Source organism: Mesorhizobium muleiense (assembly GCF_900099905.1).
In the GTDB taxonomy this organism is placed as follows: domain Bacteria; phylum Pseudomonadota; class Alphaproteobacteria; order Rhizobiales; family Rhizobiaceae; genus Mesorhizobium; species Mesorhizobium muleiense.
In genome coordinates this window covers 18,178-31,194 of sequence record NZ_FNEE01000017.1, presented here as the reverse complement: position 1 = coordinate 31,194, position 13,017 = coordinate 18,178, and the positions used below count along the sequence as shown (strand labels likewise).

Genomic DNA, 13,017 nt, shown 5'->3' with positions numbered 1-13,017 from the left:
GGAAGCAGGTCAGACTCGTCCCTTATGGTCAAGCTTTCGCACCGAATGTCCGAATCCGTGACCGAGCCCGTCCTCGCGGTCAAAGACCTGTCGGTCATTCTTAGCCGCGAAGGCCGTCCTTCCCGCGTCCTCGATGGCATCAGTTTCGACATGTTTCCGGGCGAGATCATCGCGCTGGTTGGGGAAAGCGGTTCCGGCAAGACAAGCATCGGGCTGACGCTTCAGGGGCTCTTGCCGCGCGAGTACCAGCCGCAGGTTGCAGGCTCGATCCGGCTTGCTGGGATCGAACTTGTCGGCTCGGGAAGGCGCACCTGGCAGTCGGCCCGCCGCCACCTCGTCCGCGCCATCTCGCAAGATCCGATGGGCGCGCTCAACCCCACAATGACGATTCGCCGCCAGATGCGAGAATCCAATGGGGGGTGCGAGGGATCGATCGAGGATTGGCTCAGCCGAACCGGCCTGCCTGACCCGGACCGCATTGCTGATGCGCTTCCGCATCGCCTGTCGGGGGGGCAGCGTCAGCGAGTGCTTATTGCCATGGCGATGGTGGCAAGACCGAAGCTGCTCATCGCCGACGAGCCGACCACCGCGCTCGACGTCACCATGCAGGCGCAGATCCTCGACCTGTTGCGCGACCTCGCCCGCGATCAGCAGACGGCAATTCTGTTCGTCACCCACGATTTGACTGTGGCGGCCTCACTGGCCGACCGCGTCCTGGTTCTCTACGCCGGACGCATTGTTGAAATCGGCCGGATGCAGGACGTGGCCCGCAATGCCACGCACCCTTATTCTGCCGGCCTTCTCGCCGCCCGATTCGATCTGGACTCTGATCGACGGCGCCCGCTTCCCACGCTCCCGCCCGAGCACACGCACTCCATAAATGTTGAGGACGCCTGCGCCTACGCGACACGTTGCCCGATCGCCCAGCCAGATTGCACGGCAATCCGCCCACCGCTGGAGCTTGCTTCCGTCCACGGTGGCGCAGTCGCCTGCCTTCACCACGAACAAACTCCATATCTCTCAGCACAGCGCGCTGATGCGAAACCATGGCCGGCCCAGGCGATCCAGGAAACCGCCGCATTGAGGCTGTCCAGTATCGGAAAAACATACCCGACAGGCGCCCGATCGTTTTGGGGACGGCGTAAACCACAGTCCGTTCTCAGGTCGGTCAACCTCTCGATCAAGCTTGGCGAGTGCGTGGCACTGGTGGGCGAGAGCGGCGCCGGCAAATCTACCCTTCTGAGGATTGCTGCCGGGCTCGTGGTACCCGAGAGCGGCACTGTTACACGCTTCGACAAGCTTCCTCCGCAAGTCGTGTTTCAAGACCCCGTCGCGGCGCTGACGCCGTGGCTCACGATCGGCGAGCAGATAGGCGAGCGCCTGCGGGCCGTTTCTCTGGACAGCGACTACGGCCGCCGTCGCGTGGGAGAGGCAATGAAGCTGGTCGGCCTCGATCCGGTCCTGATGGACACGCTGCCGGCCGAGATGTCGGTCGGGCAGTGCCAGCGCGCCGTTTTGGCTCGCGCGATAATCGTCCCCCCAAGGCTCCTGCTCTGCGATGAGCCTATCAGCGCCATGGACGTGTCGCTGGCGGCCACCACCTTGAACCTTCTTGGCGACCTTCGGCGGCGGCTCGACATGGCGATGCTGTTTGTGACCCACGATCTGGCGGCCGCCAGGATCATCGCCGACCGTGTCGCTGTGCTGAAGGACGGCGAGTTGGTCGAGGTTGCCGATCCAGACGCCATCATCGCCGCACCACAATCCGCCTACACGCAGTCTCTCATCGCGGCGATGCCGAGCCTGCAGGCGGCGGGCGGACGATGACCGGCAGGCCGAGCCCGGACACGCTGCCGGCGCGGCCTCGGTTCAACTGGCGCGATTTCTTCCGGCGTGCCGGTTGGCTTGGAAGCGTCGGCATCGTCGGCGTCCCTGTCGTCACCGTTGTGGCCGTGCTGGCGCCCTGGATCACGCCGTTCGACCCACAACTGCGCGTCGCCGGAGCCTACTTCCCGCCTTCGGCCGAGCATTGGTTCGGCACTGACGAGATCGGCCGTGACCTGTTCTCGCGCGTTATCCTCGGCATTCAATATACGTGGCTCCCAGGGCTTGCCGTTATCGGTTTCAGTCTCACTTTTGGCTCCCTGGTCGGACTGATTTCAGGCCTAATCGGCGGCAAGGTGGATCTGGTAATCGAGCGGATCGTCGACTTGTTCTTGGTTCTTCCAGGAACGCTTATCGCGCTCGCTGTCGTCGCTTCGCTTGGCCCGGGGCTCGTCAACACGATGATCGCGCTCGCCATTGTCTGGTGGATGTGGTACGCGCGCATATCCCGTGATGAAATTCGTCGCCTCAAGGCTCGTCCGCATGTCGAGGCGGCGCGTATCGCCGGGGTCCGCGGTCCGCGCCTGCTGTTGCGTTACTTGTTGCCGGGAGTGGTCCCAGCGTTGCTCATCGGGGCATCACTGGATGTCGCCAACGTCATCATGACGATGTCGCTGATGTCGTTCCTTGGCCTTGGACTGCCTGCACCGGCGCCTGAACTCGGAGCGATGACGTCGCGCACCCTCGACAGTCTCACCGTCCATTGGTGGTTGCCGATCCTGCCGGCCGCGATCATCTTTCTCCTCTGCCTTCTCGCCAACCTTGCGGGCGACGGCATTCGCGCCGCGCTGAGGGGGGCGTAGTGCTGGCATATCTCACCAAAAGCATCATCGGCGCCATCGTCGTTCTCCTGGTGATGAGCTTCATCGTTTTCGGTCTCCAAAGCATTATCCCCGCCGATCCAGCGCGGGCCATTGCCGGGCCGAACGCTCCGCTGGAAACGGTCGAAGCGATGCGCGAGCAGCTCGGACTGAACGACCCGGCTGTCGTTCAGTACGGGCGCTTTCTATTGCGCCTCGCGCATGCGGATCTCGGGACGTCGGTAAGGACCCGGCAGCCGGTGTATGACGACATACGGCAATATCTTCCTGCTACGCTTGAACTCGGACTGGCGGCGATCGCTTTGGGAGTGGCGCTCGCCGGCGTCATGGCGGCACTTCAGTTCCTGATACCGGGATCGGGCGGCATAAGGCTCGTTATGGTGGGGGTAGGATCCACGCCGATCTTTCTATCCGCCTTGCTTCTCGCCTACTTTTTCTGGTTCCGACTCGATTGGCTTCCGGGGGCGGGTCGGCTTGCCTACCGCGACTTCGCAGGCCCTACGGGACTCAACGTCATCGACGGAATACTGGTCGGCCGGCCCGAAGTCAGCGTCGACGCGCTGCTGCACATGATCTTGCCGGCGCTTGCACTGGCGTTGCCTATCGGCATCGCGGTCGGGCGAAGCCTGAACAGTGCGCTTCACGAGGTGATGAGGCAGACATACATCCGGACCGCGCGCGGCAAGGGTCTCAGCGAGACAAAGGTGCTGTTGCGCCACGGTTTGCGCAATGCCGCCACGGCCCCACTGTCCATGGTCAGCCTGCAAGTCCGCCTTCTCTTCGGCAATTTGCTTGTTGTCGAGCGCGTTTTCGGATGGCCTGGTCTGGGTCTCTACACGGTCCAGGCTTTTGCCAGCGCCGATCTCCCGGCAGTGCTGGGCGTCGCCATCGTTTTCGGGATATTGTACATCCTGGTCAACACGCTCATCGAGATCGCACAGTCGATAGCCGATTCTCGGATCGACCTCTGAAGGCGCCCACTCAGGCCCTTACTGTCGCGCCGGTGGGTGTCTTGGTCGAGTCGCCAGCGCGGATGGGGAGGCTGAAGGTTATGGATGCCCCCCCTGTCTCGACATTTTCCCCCCAAAGCCGTCCGCGGTGCGCCTCGACAATCGAGTGGCAGATTGCCAGGCCCATTCCCATTCCATCCGGCTTAGTTGTGTAGAACGCTTCGAAAATCCGTTCCGGATCGCTAAGCCCGCGGCCGCTATCTCGCACTTCGACCTCGACTGTTCCGTCATTCTGACGCCGCGACACGATCCGCAGGCTTCGCACTGTGGTGTTGACGTCATCCATCGCTTCGATGCCGTTGCGGACGATGTTGAGGACGACTTGCTCCATCTGAACGAGATCGGCAACCGTCGCAGGAAGGCCGGGATCGAGTTGAAGGTCCAGCTTGACGCTGCTCGATGCGAGCCTGTCACCCAGGAGATCACACACTTCGCGGATCACCGCGTTCAGATCTATCGGGTGCGGTTCGGCTTCGGTCTTGCTGAACAGCGCACGGATGCGGGTGATCACCTGTGCCGCCGCGTCAGCGTTTCTGATGATTTTTTGGGCGACACGGCTGGCGTGACTGAAATTTGGCGGATCGGCGTTCAGCCATCTCTGGAAGGCGCCGGTGTTGGCCACGACCGCCTGCAGCGGCTGGTTGAGTTCATGCGCAATCGACACCGACAGTTCGGATAGGCTGGCGGCGCGCAAGGCGCGCGCGAGCCGTTCGTCCGCCAGACGCAGGGATTCTTGGGCGCGGACCTCGTCGTCGATGTCGAAGTTGACGCCGTACCAGCGAAGGATAGTGCCGTCTTCGTCGCGCAGCGGTTCGAACCGCGAATCAATCCAGCGATATTCGCCATCCTTCCGGCACAGCCGACCTTTGTGCTGGAGTGGTTCTCCACGGGCAAAGGACTTCTCGAACACAGCCTTGACGGCCACCCGGTCATCGGGATGGAACAACTCCACATGCGAGGCGAATTGGCGCGTGCCTCGCGGTTGCGCCTTAGCCGAGTCGATGCCCGCCCAGTCGACGAACCGTTTGTTGAAGTAGTACGGCAATCCCGCCGGCGTCATCAGCCAGATCATGGTGGGAACTGTATCGACCAGCAGGCGCAACTCACGCTCACGCTCGCGCAACGCAGATTCGGCCTTCTTCTGATCGTCGATATCCGCCGTGTGGCCGTACCAGCCGGTTATCTTTCCGTCCTCATTGCGCGAAGCAATGCCGGTGTCGCGAAACCATCGATACGTTCCGTCGAATCGACGCATACGGTGCTCGTCGATCACAGGCTCGCCGGTCTGCAAGCTGTGACGCCATCGCGCCATGCTCGCCTCGACATCGTCCGGATGGACAAACTGTGTCCAATGATAATCATCGCCATCCATGATCCGGCGCATCTCATCGGCTGTCACACCTACATACTCGAGCGCCGCGGGACTGACCAAGCGAAGGCGGCCATCCGCAGAGGCCGACCATCCGAGGCCCGGAATATCGGCAACGCCGGGTCCGGTATCATGGTAGACCCGATCATAGAAGCTCATGGTCCTGAAGATCTTTATCACGAACCATAGGGCTAACGCCGCGACGACAAATAACGCCAACCGGACCGCGCCGCCTGTGGCCCCCAACTCCAGCGAAAACAGCATCACGCATGAAAGCAGACCGGCCGCGGCAACGGCCGCCAAACCGGCCTCCCAGCCGATGCAGATGCATATGACTGCAACGGCGACCAGCAGAATGTATGGCTCATTGACGAATAATGCCAGCAAGACGCTCGCAGCGCCAATCGCCAATGCGACGGCGCGGCGTTGTTTCGTTGACGTCAGCTCCATTTCGACCTCTCGAGACCGCCTCTGCGTCCCACTCCCTGTCGCGGTCGATGTTCCGAGTCAGTTACGGAGCGCCAATGCCTGATTGTAAGCCACTCAGCGGCTGTCGACTGGAAGCGACTGCCACACATTGAAGAGATGGGAGATGGACCTTGCGTTCATCTTCTTCATCATGTTGCTCCGATGGAGCTTTACGGTGATCTCGCTGATGCCGAGATCCGATGCAATCTGCTTGTTTGTGGCACCGGAGACCACGAGCCTCAGCACTTCCCGCTCGCGGGGCGTAAGGGTCTCATAAAGTGCCACGTTCTTTCGCGATACGGTCGATGCCGCTCTTCGCGCGACGTCGTTGGCGATAGCGGTGGACACTGCGTCAAGGAACGTCTGGTCGCGCACCGGCTTGGTCAGGAAATCCACTGCCCCCGCCTTCATCGCCTGGACGCCCATCGCGATGTCGCCATGACCGGTCAAGAATACGATCGGCGTTAGAATGCCTTTGGTTGCCAGGACATGCTGAAGATCGAGGCCGCTCAAGCCCGGCATTCGCACATCGAGAACGAGGCAGCCTGGGCGGTCCGGCAGTTTTGCGTCCAGTAGTTCCTGGCCCGAAGAAAACGACATCGTGTCGATGCCGACCGAATTCAGCAACTCCTCCAACGCGTCGCGGACCGTTGCGTCGTCGTCGACCAAAATTGTTATGGGACCGTCTGCGATTCCTGAAGTTGCCACGCCCATGACTCTGGCCTCGGGGAGATATGCTGAACACGAATTGGCCGGGTTCACGCAGTCAGTATCAACCGCGCTTCTGTCACACGTCAATCAGGACCTGCGTCTCACGCGAAGCGGCCGGAGCTTGCTCTGCGCCAGCTATGCCCGCCAATTCGTAGTCTCTACGTCAGGTCTTGCGTACCCGTATCGCGGCGGGCAACGCAACACTACAAAGGGTGATCGGACCTAGCGATTTGAATGGCTGACCTAGACGTCGGTATAGGTGCGTGGACGGTCGGTTCCTGCCCTATGTCATTCACCTTCGGAGCAGGACATCGCCGTCGCGGTGATCGGCTGCTGCGCCCTCAAGCGGCTCCCATGGTCCTGCGACTCGCCATGAAAGCCGCATCGGCACTCCATTCCGTGCACTCGGCGCCTGCCTAGTCGTGCAGTCCCGTGCCTTGGAGTTTTCGTGGATTCCGGGCGTCAGGCGCGCGCCGAGCCACGATCACAGCGGATAGAACTGCGGTCCGCCGACGTCACCGCGGCGGGCGATCTCTACCGTGGTATTGCTCGCCCTCATCCTTGGATCAATCGACTACAGCCGCGGCTTTCACATAGCCTTCTCGATGTGGTTCATCACCGACATCGTGTCGGGCAAAAATGAGGAGCATGCTGTCCCGCATGATGCGTTGGGCTGACGGGGAATATCGTGCCGCCAGCGTTGCGCACGGCTGATGGAAATCAGGCTCTTTGCCGACAGCGAATCGTTCGACCGAAGCGTCGGAGACCCGCGGCTGTCGGATATGCGAACTACTCCGCGTTCACGAAGCCAAGCACGGGAGATCCGGTTTGCGTCCTTTGAAAGTATCGGTGCTCGTTGGGCTGGCAGCACTGGTCGCGACATTCGTTTGGTTCCCGGGATGCGACACTCGGATCGCCGCCACGGACATACCCCTTGACGCGGCGGAAGCAGAGAAGGCTTCGATCGCCGGCTATGGTGAGATCAGGATATATCGCGACGCTCGGATCGCTGCGGGAGATGTGCGCGACTGGACGCCGGCAACCGAGCCGGATGGCCTCGATGTCCTGATGATCTCCGGCGGCGGTGCGGGAGGCGCCTTCGGCGTCGGCGTGCTTTCGGCGTGGAGCGAGACCGGGACCCGCCCGCAATTTGATGTAGTCACCGGCGTAAGCACTGGCGCCCTAATCGCGCCATTCGCGTTCCTCGGATCGGCTCATGACGGCACGCTGGTGCATCTCTTTACAAGCGGCGTCGCCGACGATCTTGTCGCGACCAAATTTCCCGTTGGCTTGATCGGATCGAGCTTGCTGAGATCCACGCCAATGAGGCGGATGGTCGAGGAGTTCATCACACAAGCGGTCCTGCAGCAGGTTGCAGCCGAGCATCGCAAAGGCCGCCGCCTCCTGGTCCTCACGACGAATCTCGACACCCAGCGGGCCGTCGTGTGGAACATGGGCACCATCGCCAACAGCGGCCGATCGGACGCGCTGAAGCTGTTCAGGACGTTATGATCGCTTCGGCAAGCATTCCGGGCGTTTATCCGGCAGTCATGATCGAGGCCGAGTCAGGAGGGCGCCGCTTCCAGGAAATGCATTCCGATGGAGGGTCGACGTCGCAAGTCCTGATACTTCCGCAGGCAATTCTGGCAAGCACGAACCCTCTCGTGCCGGCGAAACGTCAGAGTGTCGATTTCCATGTGATCGTAAACAACGCGCTCATACCGGAATTCGCCACCACGCGGAATAGAACGTTGTCCGTGATCGCAAGAGCGTATTCCATCCTGCTCAAGTCACAGACACAGAGCGAACTGGCTATCCTCTACAACTATGCCAAACTGACCGGGGCACGTTTCCACCTTGCGACCATTGACGCCCAAGTCCCCTATTCGATGCTCGATCCTTACAACGCCAGCTATATGCAAGCTGTCTATGACCTCGGACACGCCGGGTTGGCGGCTGGCACCCTTTGGAAAGACAGCCCTGTATTCGCCGACAGGCGCCTGTGATCGGCATCGTCAACGTCAGGCTCTGCTCGGCAGGAGCATGTCCGACGGTAAGAAGGCGGATTTCCTACGCCCAGCAACGCTGTGACCCCAAGCGCTTCGATATTCTCCGCCAGCACCGCGCTCAGCTGCACTAGACCTTAGCATCGCCCGACAGATGCCTGCGTAGAATAGGCTGCTGCGCGGGACCGCGTCATTCTCCTCGTATCGGCCGCCCCGACATCGATGGCGTGGTGCGGAGCCGGACTGGAGAAGGAGACGAAGATGACAAATGAAGTACCGAGCAAGGGGTTGGAGTGGACCAACCTCGTTCTGGGCGCAGGTCTGGCCTGCGCTGGCTTCGCGTTCACCGAGATGCCCGCCGCGGCTTGGAACGCGGGGATCGTCGGCGCGCTGATTGCCTGCTGCTCCGCCGTGGCACTCTACCGCTACGGAGCGTGGACGGAGTGGTCCAATCTCGGCTTGGGGTGCTGGGGCGTAGCCGCTCCGTTCCTGCTCGGCTTCGGATCGGCGCAGGCGGCGACGTGGACGCACGCCTTGGTTGGGCTTTGCGTCGCGACGATCGCCATCATCCAGCTTTCGAGCGGCCGCAAGGCGCAGATCCTTTCCAGGTCCGACGCCAGATAATTTCATGGAAGGCCAGGCACCAGGGGACGGGCGCGCCGAACTGTTTCCGCGACCGTCCCCTGGGATGCTTCGGCGAGTTGCGCGTGAAAACTCGCGCCGCAAGCCCGAACCGGCAAGAGAACAGATCATGGACCCCGTGAATTCCGAACCAACACTCGAAGAGATGCTGGACGATCCTATCGTCCAGCATCTGATGCGGCGCGACAACGTCTGCGCCGACGATGTGAGGCGGATCATTCATGAGGCCCGTGAGGCATATCGGCGTCGAGGCCTGCTCGAACGGGGCACGCCGCGCGACTTTTCGCCAAACGGCCCGATGCTGACGGCAACGATTGCCCTTCTACTTCCGGCTGCGTCGAACGCCGTTCAGGAAGATTTCCACAGCAGAAGCAACCGCCTCCCGCGCTTCTTCGTCCGACGGCGGGGGCCGGAGCCCGAGAACGACCTGCAGATGCAGGTTGTCGCGGGTCATGCCTACAAAGTGCCCGGCCAGACGCAAGCAATCGTCCGCCTGGATTTCCCCCCGTTCCCTGGCGGCTTCGAGGACCTCGGCGAGCCGGACCGCGGTCCGTCCTGGCCCCTGTTCGTAGAACGACTTCACGAGATCGGGGAAGCGGTTGGCCTCGGTAACGGCAATTCGGTAGATTCCGATCAAGGTGGGAGACATATAGGCGTCCATGGAATGCCGGCCGAACGCCGTCAGTGTCGCCCGCAGATCGTGGCCTTCTATTTCCTCGATCACCAAGGGCGACAGCAGCTTGTCTGCGCTTTCCCTCACGATAGCGGAGAACAGACCCTCCTTGTTGCCGAACTCATTGTAAATGTTGCGTTTCGATCCGCCGGCGCGTTCGATGATCGCGTCGATGCTCGTCGCGGCGTAGCCTTGTTCGAAAAAGACCTCGGCAGCCGCTTGAAGAAGAGCGTCCCGGCGGCCGTTGCGCCGTGTGGTCCTTGCAGCAGCCATTCATCCACTCCAGTCCATCCCTTGACTGGTAACAACCATTACCATAAACGTCAATGGTAACGCCTATTACCGGAGGCCCTCATGCCGCATAGCAGGAAAAAGACGATCGGCCTGCTGCTGTGCCTCTCAGCCGTGGTCGCCCTTGGCGCAGGATGGGCTTGGGCCCGTTCGGATGACACGTCGACCGACAACGCGTACGTCCGCGGGGATGTGACCGGGCTTGCGCCGAAGATCGCGGGCTACGTCACCGCAGTAGAGGTTCGGGACAACCAGGCCGTCCGGGCGGGTGACGTCCTGTTCCGCATCGACGACCGCGACTACCGCGCGCGGCTCGCGCAGGCTGTGGCCAATGTCGAAGCCGCTCAGGCGCGCCTTGGCAATGTCGACGCCGAAGTCCAGTTTCAGCATGCCCTCATCAGGCAGGCCGAAGCCCAGACGCGTTCGGCCGAGGCCGAGCTGAACCTCGCGACCAAGGCGTCAGGCCGCCGCCGCGAACTTATTCGTACCCACGCCGTAAGCCAGGCCGAGGTCGACGAAAGCGATGCCGCGCGGTCGAGGGCCGAAGCGGCCGTGGCGGCGGCATCGGCGGCACTGGAGGCACAGCGGCAGCGCATCGCCGTGCTCGACGCCCAGCGCGAAGCCGCCGTTGCCGCGGTAGCGCAGGCCCGGGCCGCGGAGGAACTCGCTCAAATCGACCTCGACAACGCCGTGGTTCGCGCGCCGGTAGACGGCGTCGTCGGCAACCGCCAGGTTCGCATCGGCCGGCTTGTGGCGCCGGGTGCCTCTCTGCTCGATATTGTTCCGGTCAATGATCTGTGGGTCGTGGCGAACTTCAAGGAAACCCAGATTAAACATATCCAGCCCGGTCAACACGTCCGCGTCACCATCGATGGCTACCCAAACGAGGCGTTTGAAGGGATGGTGGACAGCTTTGCGCCCGGCAGTGGGTCTGCCTTCAGTTTGCTCCCCGCAGACAATGCGACAGGAAACTTCGTTCGCGTCGTTCAGCGCGTTCCGGTCAAGATCCGATTTATCGGCAATCCGCTGCCCGGTCGCCTCGTGCCCGGCCTGTCCGCGCGTGTCGAGATTGATCGCGGTAGAGACTCATGACCGCAGTGGTCATCGCCATCCCGGACCGCAACCGACCAGCAACAGGAGCCCTTCTCGTCGCGGGCATAATACTCGCCACTCTGACAGAGGCGATCGCCAGCACAGTCCTGTCGCTCGGGCGTGGCGATATCATCGGCGACACCTATGCAACGCCCGATGAGTTCGCCTGGCTCGATGTGGGATATACCGCTCCGAAGCTGATCGGGTTCATGGTCGCCGCCTGGCTGATGAACCGCGTCAGTCCACGCTGTCTGATCGTCAGCTCGACCATAGCCATGGGCGCAGCCTGCGCCCTTGCCGCCATCACAACGCAACTGGATCTGCTGGTTGTGCTCCGCGTAATGCAAGGCTTCTCCGGAGGCGTCCTGCTCGTCGCGGGGCAGACGATCATTTTTCTCGCTTATCCGCGACGCCACCAGCCGATCCTTCAGGCCCTGTTCGCAATCGGTTCGGTCGTTGCCCCGGCGACGATCGCCCCAGCCTTTGAGGGCTGGTTGCTCGACAGCCAGTCATGGATGTGGATCTTCTTCAGCGTCGTCCCGGTGGCGCTCGCGGCCGCCGGATTCTTGCTGATCGCGGACTGCCCGGTGCCCGTCAAAGCCGGACCCCGCCCGTTCGACTGGCTTGGCTTCTCGCTCCTCTCGACCGCACTGTTCTGCTTCACATACGTGCTCGGCCAAGGCAGCCGATGGGACTGGTTCGAAGAACGACACATCGCCTGCCTAACGGTGGTCGGCACGGCCACTCTGCTGGCATTTCTCGGCCAACAAATGATCGTCAAAGGTCAGGGCCTGCTGGACTTCACCCCGTTCCGGTCGGACGATTTTTCCTTCGCCTTCATCGTCAGTTTCGTCGCCGGCGCCGCCTTGTTCGGGAGCGCGTTCCTGATCCCTTCGTTCGCCGTGTCCGTCCTTGCGTTCACGCCAACCGACGCCGGCCTGCTCCTGTTGCCGAGCGGCGCACTTTTCATCGGCGCGCTCCTCATCGCTGCTTTCCTCATGCAGGTCCGCCGCATTCCTCCAATCGCCACGGTGCCCTTTGGAATCCTTATGATCATGGTTGCGATGTGGATGCTGTCCGGTTCGACCATCGAAAGCGGCGCGGACGACATGATGCCAGCCATTCTGTTGCGTGGCCTCGGCCTCGGCTTCCTGTTCCTGTCGATCACTCTCATCGCTTTCGGCAAGCTCAACCACCAAAACCTCGCATCCGGCGTAGGCCTCTTCAATACGGGTCGCCAGCTCGGTGGCCTCATGGGTGTCGCCTGGCTGCAGACATTGATCGAGAATAACGTCGCCGCCAATGTCGCGGTGCTCGGCGCCAACGTCACCGCGGGCATTCCCGCGGTCAGCGAGCGTCTGGCAACGACGACAGCCATGCTCGCGGCAAAAGGAATGGATCCCGTGGCAACTGGCCGGGCAGCGACGAGCCTGCTGGGCAGAGCGGTCGCCGGTCAGTCCACAGTGATCGCCTTCGACACCGCGTTCAACGCAGTCGCGCTGCTGTTCGTGGTTGCCGCGCCCGTGCTGGTCACGATCAAGATCGGCCTCGCTCGATACATGAGAAAGCGCACGGAACAGTCGTCCCTGGCGCTGAGGGCGATTCCGATGCCGATCGCGCCGACGCCCGACATGACCCCGAGCTTGCCGTCTTCTACCTTGGCCTCGAACGCCCTTGTCGAAGGGAGTCAGAGGCAGATGGAAGATGCGAAGTTGCCAGCGTGACAAACGCCCCTGGAAAGATTCTCGCCAGCCATGTCGTGGATGCCCGCAGTGCGGTGTGACCGATTGGCAGCCATAACATGGCAGGGGCTCATGCCGGGACACGCCGCGCCGAGCCATCATGCGAGAGCCATGTCGCCACTCGGCTGGTCTAGCCAGTATCATCCTGAGGCCTAGGTCAGGTACGCTTCGGCCACGCCTCATGGATTTCCATGAGGTGCAGTCGGGGGGGCGCCGAATTAGGGTGTGCCATGAGTTCGCCAGCCGAGATCATGAGTTCGCCAGCCCAGATATCGCGGAGACGTGCTACACGCAGCGTTGACAATCCC

Annotated in this window: 10 protein-coding genes and 1 pseudogene; 8 read left to right on the top strand and 3 right to left on the bottom strand. The window is 62.1% G+C overall.

From position 1 onward, the window contains the following. Positions 1 to 24: 24 nt before the first annotated feature. From BLT09_RS24060 to BLT09_RS24050, 3 genes are read left to right on the top strand one after another with little or no spacing between them, the layout of a single operon-like run. Positions 25 to 1,827, top strand: a complete 1,803-nt coding sequence (locus tag BLT09_RS24060; protein ID WP_091597603.1) for an oligopeptide/dipeptide ABC transporter ATP-binding protein — start codon at positions 25 to 27, stop codon at positions 1,825 to 1,827. After that, positions 1,824 to 2,687, top strand: a complete 864-nt coding sequence (locus BLT09_RS24055; RefSeq protein ID WP_091597600.1) for an ABC transporter permease — start codon at positions 1,824 to 1,826, stop codon at positions 2,685 to 2,687. The genes BLT09_RS24060 and BLT09_RS24055 overlap by 4 nt, the downstream gene beginning before the upstream one ends. Continuing rightward, positions 2,687 to 3,676 (top strand): ABC transporter permease, encoded by a 990-nt coding sequence (locus BLT09_RS24050; protein WP_091597597.1) that lies wholly within the window; start codon positions 2,687 to 2,689, stop codon positions 3,674 to 3,676. Before BLT09_RS24055 ends, BLT09_RS24050 begins: the two co-directional genes overlap by 1 nt. 10 nt (positions 3,677 to 3,686) lie before the next feature. On the opposite strand, the gene BLT09_RS24045 is transcribed toward BLT09_RS24050, so the two are convergent. Then, positions 3,687 to 5,534, bottom strand: coding sequence for a PAS domain-containing sensor histidine kinase (locus tag BLT09_RS24045; RefSeq protein ID WP_091597594.1), 1,848 nt, complete (start codon positions 5,532 to 5,534; stop codon positions 3,687 to 3,689). 93 nt (positions 5,535 to 5,627) lie between these two features. After that, on the bottom strand, positions 5,628 to 6,266 hold the full coding sequence (locus BLT09_RS24040) for a response regulator transcription factor (protein WP_091597591.1): 639 nt from the start codon (positions 6,264 to 6,266) through the stop codon (positions 5,628 to 5,630). A 536-nt stretch (positions 6,267 to 6,802) separates the two neighbouring features. Between BLT09_RS24040 and BLT09_RS34425 the strand changes: the two genes are divergently transcribed. From BLT09_RS34425 to BLT09_RS24030, 3 genes and pseudogenes are all read left to right on the top strand, one after another. After that, positions 6,803 to 6,940, top strand: coding sequence for a hypothetical protein (locus BLT09_RS34425; RefSeq protein ID WP_167366523.1), 138 nt, complete (start codon positions 6,803 to 6,805; stop codon positions 6,938 to 6,940). A gap of 193 nt (positions 6,941 to 7,133) precedes the next feature. Next, positions 7,134 to 8,269 (top strand): annotated as a pseudogene (locus BLT09_RS24035) (patatin-like phospholipase family protein). Positions 8,270 to 8,530: 261 nt separating this feature from the next. Continuing rightward, entirely contained in the window at positions 8,531 to 8,893 is a 363-nt protein-coding gene (locus BLT09_RS24030; protein WP_091597809.1) for an SPW repeat protein, read from the top strand. A 340-nt stretch (positions 8,894 to 9,233) separates the two neighbouring features. Here BLT09_RS24030 and BLT09_RS24025 read toward each other — a convergent pair whose 3' ends face one another. Continuing rightward, positions 9,234 to 9,857 (bottom strand): TetR/AcrR family transcriptional regulator, encoded by a 624-nt coding sequence (locus BLT09_RS24025; RefSeq protein ID WP_091597588.1) that lies wholly within the window; start codon positions 9,855 to 9,857, stop codon positions 9,234 to 9,236. Positions 9,858 to 9,938: 81 nt separating this feature from the next. On the opposite strand from BLT09_RS24025, the gene BLT09_RS24020 reads away from it, so the two are divergent. Together BLT09_RS24020 and BLT09_RS24015 are read left to right on the top strand one after the other, a co-directional pair. Further along, complete coding sequence (locus BLT09_RS24020) at positions 9,939 to 10,967, top strand: HlyD family secretion protein (protein WP_091597585.1); 1,029 nt, start codon at positions 9,939 to 9,941, stop codon at positions 10,965 to 10,967. Continuing rightward, entirely contained in the window at positions 10,964 to 12,691 is a 1,728-nt protein-coding gene (locus tag BLT09_RS24015; RefSeq protein ID WP_091597582.1) for a DHA2 family efflux MFS transporter permease subunit, read from the top strand. Before BLT09_RS24020 ends, BLT09_RS24015 begins: the two co-directional genes overlap by 4 nt. The last annotated feature ends 326 nt before the right edge of the window (positions 12,692 to 13,017 follow it).

Coding starts and splice junctions, on each gene's coding strand:
- BLT09_RS24040 (WP_091597591.1), bottom strand. CDS start 6,266: ATGGGCGTGGCAACTTCAGGAATCGCAGACGGTCCCATAACAATTTTG.
- BLT09_RS24025 (WP_091597588.1), bottom strand. CDS start 9,857: ATGGCTGCTGCAAGGACCACACGGCGCAACGGCCGCCGGGACGCTCTT.
- BLT09_RS24055 (WP_091597600.1), top strand. CDS start 1,824: ATGACCGGCAGGCCGAGCCCGGACACGCTGCCGGCGCGGCCTCGGTTC.
- BLT09_RS24060 (WP_091597603.1), top strand. CDS start 25: ATGGTCAAGCTTTCGCACCGAATGTCCGAATCCGTGACCGAGCCCGTC.
- BLT09_RS24020 (WP_091597585.1), top strand. CDS start 9,939: ATGCCGCATAGCAGGAAAAAGACGATCGGCCTGCTGCTGTGCCTCTCA.
- BLT09_RS24015 (WP_091597582.1), top strand. CDS start 10,964: ATGACCGCAGTGGTCATCGCCATCCCGGACCGCAACCGACCAGCAACA.
- BLT09_RS24030 (WP_091597809.1), top strand. CDS start 8,531: ATGACAAATGAAGTACCGAGCAAGGGGTTGGAGTGGACCAACCTCGTT.
- BLT09_RS24045 (WP_091597594.1), bottom strand. CDS start 5,534: ATGGAGCTGACGTCAACGAAACAACGCCGCGCCGTCGCATTGGCGATT.